The 15,662-nt window shown below is 71.8% G+C and carries 14 protein-coding genes and 1 tRNA gene; 12 read left to right on the top strand and 3 right to left on the bottom strand.

What is annotated here, in order from left to right:
- The first annotated feature begins 50 nt into the window (after positions 1 to 50).
- Positions 51 to 2,945 carry a penicillin acylase family protein gene (locus KM933_RS14780; protein WP_221352201.1) on the top strand — a complete coding sequence of 965 codons (2,895 nt, stop codon included), beginning with the start codon at positions 51 to 53 and terminating at the stop codon, positions 2,943 to 2,945.
- Between the two features lie 86 nt (positions 2,946 to 3,031).
- Here the strand turns inward: KM933_RS14780 and KM933_RS14775 are convergent, their stop codons facing one another.
- Positions 3,032 to 3,688: a 5-formyltetrahydrofolate cyclo-ligase gene (locus KM933_RS14775; protein WP_221352199.1), complete on the bottom strand. Its 657-nt coding sequence runs from the start codon at positions 3,686 to 3,688 to the stop codon at positions 3,032 to 3,034.
- Positions 3,689 to 3,749: 61 nt separating this feature from the next.
- Here KM933_RS14775 and galU point away from each other — a divergent pair, with 61 nt between their 5' ends.
- The 7 genes from galU (at position 3,750) to KM933_RS14740 (ending at position 9,655) form a co-directional block, all read left to right on the top strand.
- Positions 3,750 to 4,652 (top strand): UTP--glucose-1-phosphate uridylyltransferase GalU, encoded by a 903-nt coding sequence (galU, locus tag KM933_RS14770; RefSeq protein ID WP_221352197.1) that lies wholly within the window; start codon positions 3,750 to 3,752, stop codon positions 4,650 to 4,652.
- A gap of 4 nt (positions 4,653 to 4,656) precedes the next feature.
- A complete protein-coding gene (gene glp / locus KM933_RS14765; RefSeq protein WP_221352194.1) occupies positions 4,657 to 5,982 on the top strand; it encodes a molybdotransferase-like divisome protein Glp in 1,326 nt (441 codons plus the stop codon).
- Between the two features lie 76 nt (positions 5,983 to 6,058).
- A complete protein-coding gene (gene moaC, locus KM933_RS14760; RefSeq protein WP_221352192.1) occupies positions 6,059 to 6,538 on the top strand; it encodes a cyclic pyranopterin monophosphate synthase MoaC in 480 nt (159 codons plus the stop codon).
- A gap of 140 nt (positions 6,539 to 6,678) precedes the next feature.
- Entirely contained in the window at positions 6,679 to 7,188 is a 510-nt protein-coding gene (locus tag KM933_RS14755) for a MogA/MoaB family molybdenum cofactor biosynthesis protein (protein ID WP_221352370.1), read from the top strand.
- Between the two features lie 26 nt (positions 7,189 to 7,214).
- Entirely contained in the window at positions 7,215 to 7,844 is a 630-nt protein-coding gene (locus KM933_RS14750; RefSeq protein ID WP_308013395.1) for a GNAT family N-acetyltransferase, read from the top strand.
- Positions 7,845 to 8,021: 177 nt separating this feature from the next.
- Positions 8,022 to 9,473 carry a gephyrin-like molybdotransferase receptor GlpR gene (locus KM933_RS14745; protein WP_221352190.1) on the top strand — a complete coding sequence of 484 codons (1,452 nt, stop codon included), beginning with the start codon at positions 8,022 to 8,024 and terminating at the stop codon, positions 9,471 to 9,473.
- A gap of 108 nt (positions 9,474 to 9,581) precedes the next feature.
- Positions 9,582 to 9,655, top strand: a tRNA-Ala gene (locus tag KM933_RS14740).
- Positions 9,656 to 9,796: 141 nt separating this feature from the next.
- Here KM933_RS14740 and KM933_RS14735 read toward each other — a convergent pair.
- Positions 9,797 to 10,273, bottom strand: a complete 477-nt coding sequence (locus tag KM933_RS14735) for a GNAT family N-acetyltransferase (RefSeq protein ID WP_221352188.1) — start codon at positions 10,271 to 10,273, stop codon at positions 9,797 to 9,799.
- A gap of 101 nt (positions 10,274 to 10,374) precedes the next feature.
- Between KM933_RS14735 and KM933_RS14730 the strand changes: the two genes are divergently transcribed.
- Positions 10,375 to 11,199: an exodeoxyribonuclease III gene (locus KM933_RS14730; RefSeq protein WP_221352186.1), complete on the top strand. Its 825-nt coding sequence runs from the start codon at positions 10,375 to 10,377 to the stop codon at positions 11,197 to 11,199.
- Between the two features lie 121 nt (positions 11,200 to 11,320).
- Here KM933_RS14730 and KM933_RS14725 read toward each other — a convergent pair whose 3' ends face one another.
- Positions 11,321 to 11,944 (bottom strand): MerR family transcriptional regulator, encoded by a 624-nt coding sequence (locus tag KM933_RS14725; RefSeq protein ID WP_221352366.1) that lies wholly within the window; start codon positions 11,942 to 11,944, stop codon positions 11,321 to 11,323.
- Positions 11,945 to 12,099: 155 nt separating this feature from the next.
- On the opposite strand from KM933_RS14725, the gene KM933_RS14720 reads away from it, so the two are divergent.
- From KM933_RS14720 to KM933_RS14710, 3 genes are read left to right on the top strand one after another with little or no spacing between them, the layout of a single operon-like run.
- Positions 12,100 to 13,695 (top strand): flavin-containing monooxygenase, encoded by a 1,596-nt coding sequence (locus tag KM933_RS14720; protein WP_221352184.1) that lies wholly within the window; start codon positions 12,100 to 12,102, stop codon positions 13,693 to 13,695.
- Complete coding sequence (locus KM933_RS14715) at positions 13,692 to 14,627, top strand: alpha/beta fold hydrolase (protein ID WP_221352182.1); 936 nt, start codon at positions 13,692 to 13,694, stop codon at positions 14,625 to 14,627. Before KM933_RS14720 ends, KM933_RS14715 begins: the two co-directional genes overlap by 4 nt.
- On the top strand, positions 14,624 to 15,586 hold the full coding sequence (locus tag KM933_RS14710) for an SDR family oxidoreductase (protein ID WP_221352180.1): 963 nt from the start codon (positions 14,624 to 14,626) through the stop codon (positions 15,584 to 15,586). Before KM933_RS14715 ends, KM933_RS14710 begins: the two co-directional genes overlap by 4 nt.
- The last annotated feature ends 76 nt before the right edge of the window (positions 15,587 to 15,662 follow it).

The raw sequence follows: 15,662 nt of genomic DNA, 5'->3' as shown, positions 1-15,662 counted from the left end.
TCAATTGGACAAGCCCGCCTGCCGCTCGCGTGAGGACAGCAAGGACAGCGATGCCCCCCAACACCACCGCATCTTCCGGTCAGAAGCCCGGCAAGTCCGGCAGGAAGAAGGGGCGCAGAGCCCGTCTGATCCTGATCATTTTGATTCTGGCCCTGATCGGCGGCGTCGCCTACGGGGCGTTCTGGAGCGTCAGCACCGTCCGCGCCTCCTTCCCGCAGACCAAGGGCTCCCTCACCCTCGACGGCCTGTCGGGCCCCGTGGACGTCAAACGGGACGGTCACGGGATCCCGCAGATCTACGCCGCGACCGACGAGGACCTGTTCATGGCGCAGGGCTACGTCCAGGCGCAGGACCGGTTCTACGAGATGGACGTACGCCGCCACATGACCGCGGGAAGGCTCTCCGAGATGTTCGGCAGGAGCCAGGTCGACAACGACGAGTTCCTGCGCACGCTCGGCTGGCAGCGGGTGGCGGAGAAGGAGTACGAGAGCAAGCTCTCCGCCGGGACGAAGAAGTACCTCCAGGCGTACGCCAAGGGGGTCAACGCCTACCTGAAGGGCAAGAAGGGCGCTGACCTCTCCCTGGAGTACGCGGCCCTCGGCTTCACCAACGACTACGAGCCGCAGGAGTGGACCCCGGTCGACTCCGTGGCCTGGCTCAAGGCGATGGCCTGGGACCTGCGCGGCAACATGCAGGACGAGATCGACCGCTCCCTGATGACCAGCCGTCTCGGCCCGAAGCAGATCGCGGACCTGTACCCGCAGTACCCGTACGACCGGAACAAGCCGATCGTGCAGGACGGTCAGTACGACAGCATCACCGGGGAGTACGCGCAGGGCGACGACGCGGGCACCGGCACAGGCACGGGCACCGGTACAGGCACGGGTACGGGTACGGGTACCGGTGTGGGCACGGAACCCGGCACCGAGACCGGGACGGGTACCGGAACCGGGACAGGCACCGGAACCGGCACCGGTACGCAGTCCTCGGCAGGTACGGGTACCGGTACCGGCACCGGGATCGCGGACGGCGCCGAGGCCCCCGCGGGCCTGGAGAGCCAGCTGGCGGGTCTCTACCGGGTGCTGGACGACGTCCCCGAGGCCGTCGGCGTGAACGGCAACGGCATCGGCTCCAACTCCTGGGTCGTCGGCGGCGAGCACACCATCAGCGGCAAGCCGCTGCTGGCCAACGACCCGCACCTGTCGGCCTCGCTCCCGTCGGTCTGGTACCAGATGGGCCTGCACTGCAGGAACGTCTCGGAGAAGTGCCGGTACGACGTCTCCGGGTACACCTTCGCGGGCATGCCCGGTGTGGTCATCGGCCACAACCAGAAGATCTCCTGGGGCATGACCAACTCCGGCGCCGACGTCACCGACCTCTACCTGCAGAAGCTGACCGGGGACGGCTACGAGTACGACGACAAGGTGCTGCCCTTCACCACCCGCAAGGAGAAGATCCGCGTCGCGGGCGGCACGACCAAGACCATCGTGGTCCGGGAGACCAACAACGGACCGCTGCTGTCCGACCGCGACGACGAACTCGTGAAGGTCGGCAGGAAGGCCGGCGTCGACAGCGCGGCCCCGGACCGCGGTGACGGCTACGCCATCGCCCTGCGCTGGACCGCGCTGGACCCGGGCACCACGATGGACGCGGTGTTCGCGATGAACCGGGCCGCCGACTGGACGGACTTCCGCGAGGCCGCCGCCCTCTTCGACGTGCCCTCGCAGAACCTGGTCTACGCGGACACCGAGAACAACATCGGCTACCAGCTGCCGGGCAGGATCCCGGTCCGCGGCGAGGGCGACGGCTCGCTCCCGTCGCCCGGCTGGGACTCCGAGTACCGCTGGACCGGCTACATCAAGCAGTCGGAGCTGCCGTACGAGTACAACCCGGACCGCGGCTACATCGTGACCGCCAACCAGGCCGTGATCGACAAGGACGCGTACCCGTACACGCTCACCACGGACTGGGGCTACGGCACCCGCAGCCAGCGGATCGCCGACCTCATCGAGTCGAAGACCAAGAACGGCGGCAAGGTCTCCACGGACGACATGCGCCAGATGCAGCTGGACAACAGCAGCGAGATCGCCAAGCTGCTGGTGCCCAAGCTGCTCAAGATCGACGTCGCCGACAAGGACGTGCGCGAGGCGCAGAAGCTCCTGGAGGGCTGGAACTACACCCAGGACGCCGACTCGGCCGCGGCCGCGTACTTCAACGCGACCTGGCGCAACATCCTCAAGCTCGCCTTCGGCAACAAGCTGCCCAAGGAACTGCGCGTCAAGGGCCAGTGCCTGTACGTCGAACCGGCCGGCTCCACCGGACCGGTCGACGTGGCGGACGACAGGGTGCGCGAGTGCGGCCAGAGGGACGCGAAGAGCGCGCAGCCGGACGGCGGCGACCGCTGGTTCGAGGTGGTCCGCAAGATCCTGGACGACGAGGACAACGACTGGTGGACGGCGCCCAGGACGCGCACCGACAAGGCCGTCGACACCCGTGACGAGCTGTTCGGGCGGGCCCTCGCGGACGCCCGCTGGGAGCTGACCGCCAAGCTCGGCAAGGACCTCGACACCTGGAGCTGGGGCCGGCTGCACCGGCTGTACCTGAAGAACCAGACCCTGGGCACCGAGGGCCCCGGCTTCCTGCAGTACATGCTGAACCGCGGCCCGTACGACCTGGGCGGCGGCGAGGCGGCGGTGAACGCCACCGGCTGGAACGCGGCGGGCGGGTACTCGGTGGTCTGGGTGCCGTCGATGCGCATGGTGGTGAACCTCGACGACTTCGACAAGTCCAGGTGGATCAACCTCACCGGGGCCTCGGGGCACGCGTACAGCGCCCACTACATCGACCAGACGAGCAAGTGGGTCAAGGGCGAACTGCTGCCCTGGGCCTCCTCGGCCCGCGCGGTCGACAAGGCCACGGTGGACACGCTGGTGCTGAAACCCTGACGAGCATGTGAGAAGTGCCCGAGGAAAGGCCCCCACGCGCGCGTGGGGGCCTTTCCTCGTGACAAGCGCCTGAAAGCGAAAGCGGCCTACAGGCGTTTACGGAAGCGGTGTACCCCGGACGGGGTCACCGCCGCGTGCACCGGCCGGTCGTGCGGTTCCTCGGGGACGCGCCCGACCACTTCGGAGTCGTACAGCAGCACCACCAGGGCCGGATCGGCGCCCGCCCGCTCCAGACGGGCGAGGACCCGGTCGTACGAGCCGCCGCCGCGGCCGAGCCGCATGCCGCGCCCGTCCACGGCCAGTCCCGGCAGCAGCACGGTGTCGGCCGACAGCACGGCGCGCGGGCCCGAGCGCTCGCCCGCGGGTTCCAGGAGGGTCGTCCTGTTCCCGTGCCGGACGCCCACGAGCGAGTCCGGGCCGTCGTACGCACCCCAGTCGAGGTCGTTGTCCGGGAGGAGCGCCGGCAACAGGACGCGCGCGCCCCGTGCGTGCAGCGCGTCGAGGAGCGCGCGGGTGCCCGGTTCGCTCCCGACGGACACATAGGCCGCCACCGTGCGCGCGTGCGCCAGTTCGGGGAGCTCCAGGGCGCGGGCGGCGAGCAAGGTCCCCGTTCCCCGCACGTCATCCGCCGTCAACCGGCTCCTCACCTCCAGGAGCGCTCGTCGCAACGAACGCTTGCCAGACTCCTCTTCGGTTTCCGGGTGGCTCACGGTCTTGTTCCGTACCCTTCGTAATGCGCTCATATGAGAACGAATTAACCGGAGCCACAGAATCATTACAAAGGCACCGGATATGGTGTCGGGCATGACTCAGTCGCACCCAAGGATCAGCAAGGCTGTCATCCCAGCAGCAGGTCTCGGTACCCGGTTCCTGCCGGCCACCAAGGCCACTCCCAAGGAGATGCTGCCGGTCGTGGACAAGCCGGCGATCCAGTACGTGGTCGAGGAGGCCGCGGCCGCGGGCCTCGACGACGTCCTCATGATCACAGGCCGCAACAAGCGGCCGCTGGAGGACCACTTCGACCGCAACTACGAGCTGGAATCGGCCCTTCAGAAGAAGGGCGACGCCGGCCGGCTCGCCAAGGTGCAGGAGTCGAGCGACCTGGCCACCATGCACTACGTCCGCCAGGGCGACCCCAAGGGCCTCGGCCACGCCGTGCTGTGCGCCGCCCCGCACGTCGGCCACGAGCCCTTCGCCGTGCTCCTCGGCGACGACCTCATCGACCCGCGCGACCAGTTGCTCAAGCGCATGGTCGACGTCCAGGAGCAGCGCGGCGGCAGCGTCGTCGCGCTCATGGAGGTCACGCCCGAGCAGATCCACCTCTACGGGTGCGCGGCCGTCGAGCCCACCGAGGACGGCGACGTCGTCAGGGTCACCGGCCTCGTCGAGAAGCCCGACCCGGCGGACGCCCCCAGCAACTACGCGATCATCGGCCGCTACGTGATGGACCCGCACGTCTTCGACATACTCCGTGAGACCGAGCCGGGCCGTGGCGGCGAGATCCAGCTGACCGACGCCCTCCAGCAGCTCGCGGACGACGAGAAGGTCGGCGGCCCCGTGCACGGCGTCGTCTTCACGGGCCGCCGCTATGACACCGGGGACCGCGGGGACTACCTGCGTGCCATTGTCCGGCTCGCGTGCGAACGTGAGGACCTGGGCCCGGACTTCCGGGCCTGGCTCCGCAGTTACGTCACCGAGGAGATGTAGCACTTTGAGCAGCGCCGCGACCCCTGACACCGGCCAGGACCGACTCTGGTCGGTGTCCGAGCACCTGGAGGACATCCTCGCGACCGTGCGCCCCCTCGACCCCATCGAGCTGCAGCTCCTCGACGCCCAGGGCTGCGTCCTGGTCGAGGACGTCATGGTGCCGGTGTCCCTGCCGCCCTTCGACAACAGCTCGATGGACGGGTACGCGGTCCGGGTCGCGGACGTGGCGGGCGCGAGCGAGGAGTACCCGGCGGTCCTCACCGTCGTCGGCGACGTGGCGGCGGGCCAGGCCGACCTGCTCCCGGTGGGTCCCGGCCAGGCCGCCCGCATCATGACGGGCGCCCCGCTGCCGCCCGGCGCGGAGGCCGTCGTGCCCGTGGAGTGGACCGACGGCGGGCTCGGCGAGGGCCCCGTCACCGGGATGCGCGCCCGCAGCGCGTCCCCCGAGGGCGCCTCGGGGCAGGTGCACGTCCACCGCCCGGCGCAGGCACGCGCGCATGTGCGCGCGATGGGCAGCGACGTGAGGGCCGGCGACCGCGCCCTGTCCGCGGGCACCGTCCTCGGCCCGCCGCAGATCGGCCTGCTCGCCGCGATCGGCCGCGGGACCGTCCGCGTACGGCCGCGCCCGCGCGTGGTGGTCATGTCCACCGGCAGCGAACTGGTCCAGCCCGGCGGCACGTTGGAGAGCGGCCAGATCTACGACTCCAACAGCTTCGCGCTGTGCGCCGCGGCCCGGGACGCCGGGGCGATCGCCTACCGGGTGGGCGCGGTCACCGACGACGCCGAGACGCTCCGCGCCACCATCGAGGACCAGCTCATCCGCGCCGACCTCCTGGTCACCACGGGCGGCGTCAGCGTCGGCGCGTACGACGTCGTCAAGGAGGCGCTCTCCTCGGTCGGCGACGAGGACGAGGCGGGCGGCGGCATCGAGTTCCGCAAGCTCGCCATGCAGCCCGGCAAGCCGCAGGGCTTCGGCTCCATCGGCCCCGACCACACCCCGCTGCTCGCGCTCCCGGGCAACCCCGTCTCCTCGTACGTGTCCTTCGAGCTGTTCGTGCGCCCCGCGATCCGCACCCTGATGGGCGTGGCGGACGTCCACCGGCCCACCGGCCGGGCGACGCTCCGCACGGAGAAGGCCCTCACCTCACCCGCCGGCCGGCGCCAGTTCCTGCGCGGCCGGTACGCGGACGGGGAGGTGACGCCCGTCGGTGGCGCCGGTTCCCACCTCGTCGCGGCCCTCGCGCACGCGGACGCGCTGATCGTCGTCCCGGAGGCCGTCGAGTCCCTGGAGCCCGGCGCCGAGGTGGACGTGGTCCGCCTCGGCCGGTAGGCCGAGGGCCCCCGGCCCGGGGGTATGGGAGTACCGTGTCGCGCACGACAGGCACGACCAGGAGCGCCGCCACAGCATGAGTACGCAGGACCGACTGACCCATATCGACGAGGCGGGTGCCGCCCGCATGGTCGACGTGTCCGAGAAGGACGTGACCGTACGCACCGCGCGCGCGAGCGGTCGCGTCCTCGTCTCGCCGCGTGTGATCGAGCTGCTGCGCGGCGAGGGGGTGCCCAAGGGCGACGCCCTGGCCACCGCGCGCATCGCGGGCATCATGGGGGCCAAGCGCACACCGGACCTGATCCCTCTCTGCCACCCGTTGCCGGTGTCGGGTGTCGAGCTCGACCTGTCGGTCGCGGACGACGCCGTCGAGATCCTGGCCACCGTGCGGACCACCGGTCGCACGGGCGTCGAGATGGAGGCCCTCACCGCGGTCGCCGTGGCGGCCCTGACCGTGATCGACATGGTCAAGGCGGTCGACAAGGGGGCGGTCGTCACGGACGTGCGCGTGGAGGAGAAGACGGGCGGCAAGTCGGGCGACTGGAGCCGCACGTGACACCCCCACAGCCCGGGCAGCCGGCCACCCCGACCGGGCAGCCGGCCGCCTCCGCAGGGTCGCAAGCCGTCCCCGCAGGGTCGCAAGCCGTCCCCGCAGGGTCGCAGGCCGTCCCCGCCGGGCAGCCGGCTGGTGGTGCGCTGGGCGCCTCGTACAGCGCGCTGGTCGTCACGGCCTCGAACCGTGCGGCGGCCGGTGTCTACGAGGACAAGGGCGGGCCCCTGATCGCGGCGGGCCTGGCCGCGTCCGGGTTCGCCGTCGACGGTCCCTGGGTGGTTCCCGACGGGGACCCCGTGGAGAACGCGCTGCGGACGGGTGTCCGCGCCGGCTACGACGTCGTCGTGACCACCGGCGGCACGGGCATCTCACCGACGGACCGCACCCCGGAGGCCACGCGGCGGGTCATCGCGTACGAGGTGCCGGGCATTCCCGAGGCCATCAGGGCGTTCGGAAGGGAGAAGGTGCCCACGGCGGCGCTCTCCCGGGGCCTCGCCGGGGTCGCGGAACGGACACTGATCGTGAATCTGCCGGGCTCCACCGGAGGGGTCAGGGACGGTCTGGCCGTCCTCGAACCCCTCCTGGTCCACGCCGTCGATCAGATCCGCGGCGGCGACCATCCCAGACCCGCCGACGGTGGGGGTGCGAGCTGAACAGCGCAGCCTGGCCGGTCGAGCTGGTGGACGGCGATGTGGTCCTCAGGCCCATAAAGCTGCGCGACCAGCGAGCCTGGCGCGATGTCAACCGGCGCAACCGGGACTGGCTGCGCCCCTGGGAAGCGACCATTCCGCCGCCCACGCCCAGCGGACCGGTCACCCACCGGCCGACGTACCGGCAGATGGTCCGGCACCTGCGCACCGAGGCGAACGCCGGGCGGATGCTGCCGTTCGTCATCGAGTACCAGGGACAGCTCGTCGGACAGCTGACGGTCGCCGGAATCACCTGGGGCTCCATGTGTTCGGGACACATCGGCTACTGGGTGGACGAGGCGGTCGCCGGACGCGGGGTGATGCCGACCGCAGTCGCACTGGTGTCCGACCACTGCTTCCGGACCGTCGGTCTGCACCGTCTGGAGGTCTGCATTCGGCCTGAGAACGGGCCGAGCCGGCGGGTCGTCGAGAAACTCGGATTCCGTGACGAAGGGGTTCGCCCCCGTTATCTCCACATCGACGGTGCCTGGCGCGACCACCTCGTCTTCGCGCTGACGGCCGAGGAGATCCCCGAGGGACTGCTGGCCCGCTGGCGGCGGACACGCTCGGCGAACACGTCCGAAAACTCACCACGGGACACGCCCCGGAACACTGCGTAAATGAAATAGGTGTTCGAAAATGATCGGTGATCGACCATCCTCGGGCATTAATTTCGCGCTCCCGGCGGCCTGCTGATCGCATCGGTCACAAAAAAAGCTCGAAATATCAGCCAGATCGTGCGACACACCGGCTCAATTGGCAGATGGCCTCATGCAAACCCCTCTACCGTGTGAGGCGTGAGCAGCAGCGGCCTGATCTACGCAGTCATTGTCGGGGCCTGGGCCGCCTACTTGGTGCCGATGTGGCTCCGTAGGCAGGACGAGCTGAACGAGGCCCGTCCGACGGAACGCTTCAGCACCGCCATCCGGCTTCTGTCCGGACGGGCGGGCATGGAGCGCCGGTACGCCAAGGACCTGCAGGCGCGCTCCGCCGAGGAGGCGGAGTACCGCTTCGACCCGGACGGCATCACCGACTCGGTGGACGTCCGGGCCTTCGCCATACCTCCGACCCGTCGTGAAGTACGGGCGGACGCCGGCGACGCGGACGGGACGGGCGGCGTGGGCGATGCGGACGGCACAGGCCGTGCGGACGGCGCGGGGACTCCGGGCAGCGCCCGGTCCGAGCGGTCCGAGCGGTCCGAACGGTCCGAACGGTCCGAACGGTCCGAGCAGTCCGAACGGTCCGAGCGGTCCGAAGCGCACGCGCACGCGCAGGCGCAGCAGGCATCCAGGCAGGCGTCCAACCAGGAGTCGAGGCAGGCCCGGGCGGCGGGTGGCCGGCCCGTGCCGCAGCAGGGCGCCAAGCCCTCGCCGAACCCGGCGTCCCCGCCGAAGGGAGCGTCCCCGTCGGACGGGACGCCCGCGTCGTCCCCCGCTCGGCGGGCCGCCGCGGCGGAGGCGGCGGCACGGGCCCGGCGCTCGAAGGTGCTCGCGCGCCGACGGCGTACGACCGTCATGCTCTTCCTCGCCTTCACGCTCGGCGCGATCGTCGCGGCCGTCGGCGGGCTCGCCTTCCTGTGGGCGCCCGGGGTGCCCGCGGTGATGCTGAGCGTCTACATCGCGTACCTGCGCTCCCAGGAGCGCCGGCGCTTCACGTACGTGATGGACCGCAGGCGGGCCGAGGCCGCGGCGCAGCGGCTCCGGGAGCGGCAGCCGCGCCGGCGGCCCCCGGCCGATCCCGGCGTCGTCGAAGAGCCGGAGGACGGACCCGAGGCGGACACCGACCCCGGTCTGTCCGCGCTCGCCGCCGACCGCCGCGCGCTCGTCGAGCAGACCGACCACGCGGAGTGGGTCGACCAGCAGCGCGAGCGCCGGAACGGGCCCGCGCGGGGCGAGAGCTGGGACCCCGTCCCGGTGCCCCTTCCGACGTACGTGACCGCGCCGGTCGCCCCGCGCGCCACGTCCGACGTCGACCTGGGTGCGCCCGACGCGTGGAGTTCGGCCCGGTCCAGCACGGCCGGGTCCAACGCGGCCGGGTCCGGCGCGGAGCGCCCGGCGGCCGACGAGACGCGGGCCCCCGAGGCGTACGAGGCGGAGGACGAGCCGGACGAGTCCGACGGGGAGGACGGCCCGGACGGCGCGGCGGACGCCCGCCGCGCGGCCGCGGCCCGTCGCGCCCGCGAACGGGGCCGCACACCCCTCTTCGACCAGTACGAGGACGGCGAGCGGCCGCGTGCCGCCAACGAGTGACACCGCCTCGGTGGTCCGCCGGAGGCCCTGCCCCTGACCAGGGGGAGAGCCACCGGGAACGGATTACCGAGCACCCTCACCGGGATGCTAGAGTTTCACTCGTTGCAAGGGCCTGTGGCGCAGTCTGGTAGCGCACCTCGTTCGCATCGAGGGGGTCTGGGGTTCAAATCCCCACAGGTCCACCGCAGCTCGAAGCCCCTGCCGGGGAAACCCGGCGGGGGCTTTTGCGTGCCGTTCGCTGTCGGGTCGCAGCCGGGATTCTCCGGCGCGTTCCGGCCCGAGCCGGCGGTGGCCACGTCCACCGCCGGCTCGGGCCGGCGGGCCTACAGGGGCTTCGCGTAGCAGCGGCTGTCCTCGTGGAAGCGGTAGAGGCCGAACTTGACGCAGGGCTCGTAACCGCTGGACGCGTACAGGGCGATGGCCTCGGGCTGCTTGTTGCCGGTCTCCAGGACCATGCGGGTGCGGCCGGCCGCACGGGCGTCGGCCTCCAGGGCGGCCAGGATGCGGCGGGCGAGGCCGTTGCCGCGGGCCTCCTCGACCACGTACATGCGCTTCAGCTCCGCGTCGCCGTCCGCGTAGCCCTCGTCGTTCTCGTCCTGGGTGCGCCAGCCGCCGGTGGCCACGGGCCGGCCCTGGGAGTCGTACGCGATCAGGTAGAGGCCGGCCGGCGGCCTGAACATCGACGGGTCGAGCGGGGTGACGTCGCCCTCGTCCCCGTAGCGCACAGCGTACTCGGCCTGCACCTGGTCGTTGAGCTTGACGGCGTCGGGGTGGTCGAAGGCGATCGGACGTATATCCATGCTGAGTATCGTATTTCTATCGAATCGGTCGGAACGAGGGTGGAGGCGAGGGTGGAGGCGAGGGTGGAGGCGAAGGTGGACGGGCGCGAGGCGCTCCTCCAGTGTGCCGGTATCGTGCCCGGGTGCTGACTGTGACCTCTGTGAACGTGAACGGGCTCCGTGCCGCCGCCAAGAAGGGCTTCGTGGAGTGGCTGGCGGAGACGTCCGCCGACGTGCTGTGCCTCCAGGAGGTGCGCGCCGAGCCGCAGCAGCTCCCGGAGGGCGTACGGCAGCCGGAAGGGTGGCACGTCGTGCACGCGCCCGCCGCCGCGAAGGGGCGGGCCGGGGTCTCCCTCTGCACGCGCCGCGAGCCCGATCGCGTCCAGGTCGGTTTCGGGTCCGCCGAGTTCGACGGCAGCGGGCGCTATGTCGAGGCGGACCTGCCCGGCGTCACCGTCGCCAGCCTCTATCTGCCCTCCGGCGAGGTCGGTACCGAGCGCCAGGACGAGAAGATCCGGTTCATGGGCGAGTTCCAGGTCTATCTGAAGGATCTGCGCGAGCGGGCCGCCGCCGACGGGCGCGAGGTCGTGGTGTGCGGCGACTGGAACATCGCCCACCGGCCCGCGGACCTCAAGAACTGGCGGGCCAACCAGAAGAGCTCCGGCTTCCTGCCGGAGGAGCGGGCCTGGCTGGGGCAGGTCCTCGACGCGGCGGACGGCGGGTACGTGGACGTCGTCCGCGCGCTGCACCCGGACGTGGAGGGGCCCTACTCGTGGTGGTCCTACCGGGGGCGGGCCTTCGACAACGACTCGGGGTGGCGGATCGACTACCAGATCTCCACGCCCGGCCTCGCGGCCCGCGCCGTCGAGGCGTACGTGGAGCGGGCGGCGACCCACGGGGAGCGCTGGTCCGACCACGCGCCGGTCACCGTGGTCTACGGCCCGTGAAGGCGGACCGGCGACCGCGGGAGCGGGCGCGGGCGCGGGGGCTACGGTCGCCCCGGTCGTAGGAGCTACGGCTCGTAGGAGCTACGGCCGCTCCGGTCGTAGGGGCTGCGGCTCGTAGGAGCTACGGCCGCTTCTGCAGTCGCCGGTCCAGGGCCATCGACAGCTCCGCCTCCACCACGCTCTTCGCCAGGGGCCTGAGGCGTCGCAGGTCCTCCTGGGTGCGGTCCGCGGTGAGGACCAGACCGGTGAACAGCTCGGCCAGGGCGTCGGCGTGTTCGCGGACGCGGCGGGCGGCGGCGAGGATGTCCGCCAGCGGGACGCCCTCGCGGACCAGGGCCGCCGAGGTCTCCAGGAGCCGGCGGCTGATGTGGACGATGTCCGTGCCGTCGGTGGCGAGGTAACCGAGGTCCAGGGACGCGGCGAGGTTCTCCGGGGTCGCCTGGCCCGCGAAGACGTCGGCCAGTTCCTCGGGGGAGAGCCGCACGGGTGTCTCCTCGGTCGGCGCCCCGAGGCCGAGCAGCTCGCCCACGTCGCGGCCGTGGTCGAACGCCTCGGCCAGTTCGGCGATGCCGCTCAGCGTGTGGCCGCGCTCCAGGAGGGCGGCGATCGTGCGCAGGCGGGCGAGGTGGTCCTCGTCGTACCAGGCGATCCGGCCCTCGCGGCGCGGGGGCGGTATCAGCTTCCGCTCGCGGTAGAAGCGCAGGGTGCGCACGGTGATGCCGGCCTCCCTGGCCAGCTCCTCCATTCGGTACTCCCGCTTGTCCGCCACACCGGCACCCTATGTCGTACCGTCGGTAACTTTCCTGCGTGCGACCCCTACCCATCGGTACGGAGCTGTTCTAGTCTCCCCATTGCGCCAGTGTTCACTGGCGCGGTCGTACGCGGCATGGAGGCATCGGGATGACCGAGCACGAACATGTACGGGTGGCGGTGATCGGCTCCGGTTTCGGAGGGCTGGGCGCCGCCGTGCGGTTGCGCCGCGAGGGCGTCACCGACTTCGTCGTCCTGGAACGGGCCGGCAGCGTGGGCGGGACCTGGCGGGACAACAGCTATCCGGGCTGCGCCTGCGACGTGCCCTCCCACCTGTACTCCTTCTCGTTCGCGCCCAACCCCGAGTGGCCGCGCACCTTCTCCGGGCAGCAGCACATCCGGGCCTACCTGGAGCACGTCGCCGACGTCTTCGGGCTGCGGCCGCACCTGCGGTTCGACTCCGAGGTCAAGCTGATGACCTGGGACGCCGAGCGGCTGCGCTGGGTGATCGAGACCAGCAGCGGAACCCTCTCCGCCGACCTCGTCGTGTCCGCCACCGGACCACTCTCCGACCCGAAGGTGCCGGACGTCCCGGGGCTCGACACGTTCCCCGGCAAGGTCTTCCACTCGGCCCGCTGGGACCACGACTACGACCTGCGCGGCAAGCGCGTCGCGATGGTCGGCACCGGCGCCTCGGCCATCCAGATCGTGCCGGCGATCCAGCCCGAGGTCGCGAAGCTCACCCTCTTCCAGCGCACCCCGCCCTGGGTGATGCCGCGCATGGACCGGCCCGTCAGCGGGGCGGAGCGGTCGCTGCACCGGGCGCTCCCCGCCACCGCCAAGCTCCGGCGCGGCCTCCTGTGGGGCATCCGGGAGCTCCAGGTGCACGCGTTCACGAAGTATCCCGACGCGCTGGGCGTGGTCGAGCAGCTCGCCAGGCGGAACATGTTCCGGGCGGTCAAGGACCCGGCGCTGCGGGCCAGGCTCACCCCGGACTACCGCATCGGCTGCAAGCGCATCCTGCTGTCCAGCACGTACTACCCGGCCCTCGCACAGCCCAATGTGGACGTGGTCGCGAGCGGACTGCGCGAGATCCGCGGCTCCACCGCCGTCGCCGCCGACGGCAGCGAGGCCGAGGTCGACGCGATCGTCTTCGGTACGGGCTTCCACGTGACCGACATGCCCATCGCGGAGCGGGTCGTCGGCGCCGGGGGCAGGACGCTCGCCGAGGCGTGGTCGTCCGGGATGAAGGCGCTGCGGGGCGCGACCGCGGCCGGCTTCCCCAACTGGATGACGATCATCGGGCCCAACACGGGCCTCGGGAACTCCAGCATGATCCTGATGATCGAGTCCCAGCTGAACTACCTGGCCGACTACGTACGGCAGCTGGACGCGCTCGGCGGACGCGCCGCCCTCGACGCGCGGCCCGAAGCGGTCGACGCCTGGAACCGCCGTGTCCAGGAGCGCATGAAGCGCACGGTCTGGTCCACCGGCGGCTGCACCAGCTGGTACCTCGACGAGAACGGCGTCAACACGACGGTCTGGCCGGGGACGACCACGGAGTTCCGCGGCGCCACCCGGCGCGTCGACCTGACGGAGTACGACCTGATCCGCCCACCGGCACCGGCACCGGCCGCGCCGGACCCCGTACCCGTGTCCGTGCCGGAGGCGACCGCGCACCCCGCCCGCCGCGCCGAGGAGAAGGCCGAGCGGAAGTCCGACGAGAAGGCCGAGGCGGAGGCATGAGCCGACTGACGAAGGAAGTCTCCGGCCCCTACGCGCCGCCCACCGCCGCGCGCGAGCTGACGGCGGTCTCCGCCGACGGGGCGCGGCTGCACGTCGAGGTGCACGGAGCCGCGGACGACCCGGCCGCCCCCGCGGTGGTCCTCGCGCACGGCTGGACGTGCTCGACCGCCTTCTGGGCCGCGCAGATACGGGCCCTGGCCGCCGACCACCGGGTGATCGTGTACGACCAGCGGGGGCACGGGCGCAGTCCGGCCAACCCCGTGTGCAGTACGGACGCGCTCGCCGACGACCTGGAGGCGGTACTGGCGGCCACCCTCGCACCGGGCGAGAAGGCGGTCCTGGCCGGGCACTCCATGGGCGGGATGACGCTGATCGCCGCGTCCGGACGGGCCGGGTTCCGGGAACACGCCGCCGCCGTACTGCTGTGCAGCACGGGCAGTTCGCGGCTGGTCGCCGAGTCGCTGATACTGCCGATGCGGGCGGGGCGGACGCGGACCTGGCTCACCAAGAGGGTCCTCGGGTCGCGGGCGCCGCTCGGGCCCGTCACACCGCTCGCCCGCCGGATCCTCAGGTACGGGACGATGGGCCCGGGTTCGGCGCCGGCGATGGTCGAGGCGTGCGCGCGGATCGTGCACGCGTGCCCCCGGCGGGTGCGGCACTCCTGGTCGAAGGTGCTCGACCTGCTCGACCTCGACCACGCGGTACGGGAGCTGACCGTGCCGACCGAGGTCGTGGTGGGCACGGCCGACCGGCTGACGCCCGCCGTGCACGCGCGCTCGCTGGTCGCCGCGCTCCCGGACTGCGTCGGCTCCACCGAGCTGCCCGGGATCGGGCACATGACCCCGGTGGAGGCCCCCGACCTGGTCACCGCCCGGATACGGCACCTGGTCACCACGTACGCGACGAGCAGGGCGAACAAGGAGGGCGTATGAACAGGGCCGGTCTCGAAGGACAGGTCGCCGTCGTCACGGGGGCCGCGCGGGGCGTCGGGGAACTCCTCGCCCGCAAGCTCTCCGCCCGCGGCGCCACGGTCGCGCTCGTCGGTCTGGAACCGGCGGAGCTGAAGGGCGTCGCCGAGCGGCTGCACGGCGAGAGCGGGTACTGGCACGCCGACGTCACCGACCACGAGGCGATGGCGGAGGTCGCGCGGGAGGTGAAGGAGCGGTTCGGCAAGGTCGACATCGTCGTCGCCAACGCGGGTGTCGCCAACGGCGGCCCCTTCGTCGACTCCGATCCGGTGGCCTGGCGGCGGGTCGTCGAGGTGAACCTCATCGGGTCGGCCGTCACCGCCCGGGCCTTCCTGCCCGCGCTCATGGAGAGCCGCGGGTACCTGCTGCAGATCGCCTCGCTCGCCGCGATCACGCCCGCGCCGATGATGAGCGCGTACTGCGCGTCCAAGTCGGGCGTCGAGGCGTACGCGCACAGTCTGCGGGCCGAGGTCGGGTACCGGGGCGTACGGGTGGGGGTCGGGTACCTGTCGTGGACCGACACGGACATGGTGCGCGGGGCCGACCAGGACGACGTCATGCGGGAGTTGCGGCAGCGGCTGCCGTGGCCCGCCAACCGGACGTACCCGCTCGGGCCGGCCGTCGACCGGCTCGTGGCCGGGATCGAGCGGCGGGCCGCCCATGTGTACGGGCAGTGGTGGCTGCGGGGGATGCAGGGGGTGCGCGGGTACCTCCCGGCGCTCATCGGGACGGTCGGGCAGCGGGAGATGCGGCGGTTCGCGCCGCGGCTCTCGAACGTGGGGACGGGGCTCGTCGGGGCCGGCGGCGCGGCCGACGAGAGCGCGCGTGGCGCGACGGGCGACGCGGCGGGCGACGCGGTGGCCGGCACAAGGCCCGGCACGGCGCCCGGCACGGCGGTCGACACCGTGCGTCACCGATCGTGACTGTGCGAAATGCGCGTTATGTCCGGGCGTGTCACTCTGATCGGGTCCGACCCCCTCATCCACAAACAGGAGTGGA

The sequence above is a fragment of the Streptomyces beigongshangae genome (genome assembly GCF_019710745.1).
GTDB classification, from domain to species: Bacteria; Actinomycetota; Actinomycetes; order Streptomycetales; family Streptomycetaceae; genus Streptomyces; species Streptomyces beigongshangae.
The sequence above is the reverse complement of the archived record's forward strand: the minus strand, read 5'-3'. Positions and strand labels throughout refer to the sequence as shown.

Excerpts from the sequence above, each read along its gene's own strand:
- KM933_RS14715 (WP_221352182.1), top strand. The coding sequence starts at position 13,692 with ATGAGCCGACTGACGAAGGAAGTCTCCGGCCCCTACGCGCCGCCCACC.
- KM933_RS14735 (WP_221352188.1), bottom strand. The coding sequence starts at position 10,273 with ATGGATATACGTCCGATCGCCTTCGACCACCCCGACGCCGTCAAGCTC.
- KM933_RS14725 (WP_221352366.1), bottom strand. The coding sequence starts at position 11,944 with ATGGAGGAGCTGGCCAGGGAGGCCGGCATCACCGTGCGCACCCTGCGC.
- KM933_RS14780 (WP_221352201.1), top strand. The coding sequence starts at position 51 with ATGCCCCCCAACACCACCGCATCTTCCGGTCAGAAGCCCGGCAAGTCC.
- KM933_RS14775 (WP_221352199.1), bottom strand. The coding sequence starts at position 3,688 with ATGAGCGCATTACGAAGGGTACGGAACAAGACCGTGAGCCACCCGGAA.
- KM933_RS14720 (WP_221352184.1), top strand. The coding sequence starts at position 12,100 with ATGACCGAGCACGAACATGTACGGGTGGCGGTGATCGGCTCCGGTTTC.
- KM933_RS14710 (WP_221352180.1), top strand. The coding sequence starts at position 14,624 with ATGAACAGGGCCGGTCTCGAAGGACAGGTCGCCGTCGTCACGGGGGCC.
- moaC (WP_221352192.1), top strand. The coding sequence starts at position 6,059 with ATGAGTACGCAGGACCGACTGACCCATATCGACGAGGCGGGTGCCGCC.
- galU (WP_221352197.1), top strand. The coding sequence starts at position 3,750 with ATGACTCAGTCGCACCCAAGGATCAGCAAGGCTGTCATCCCAGCAGCA.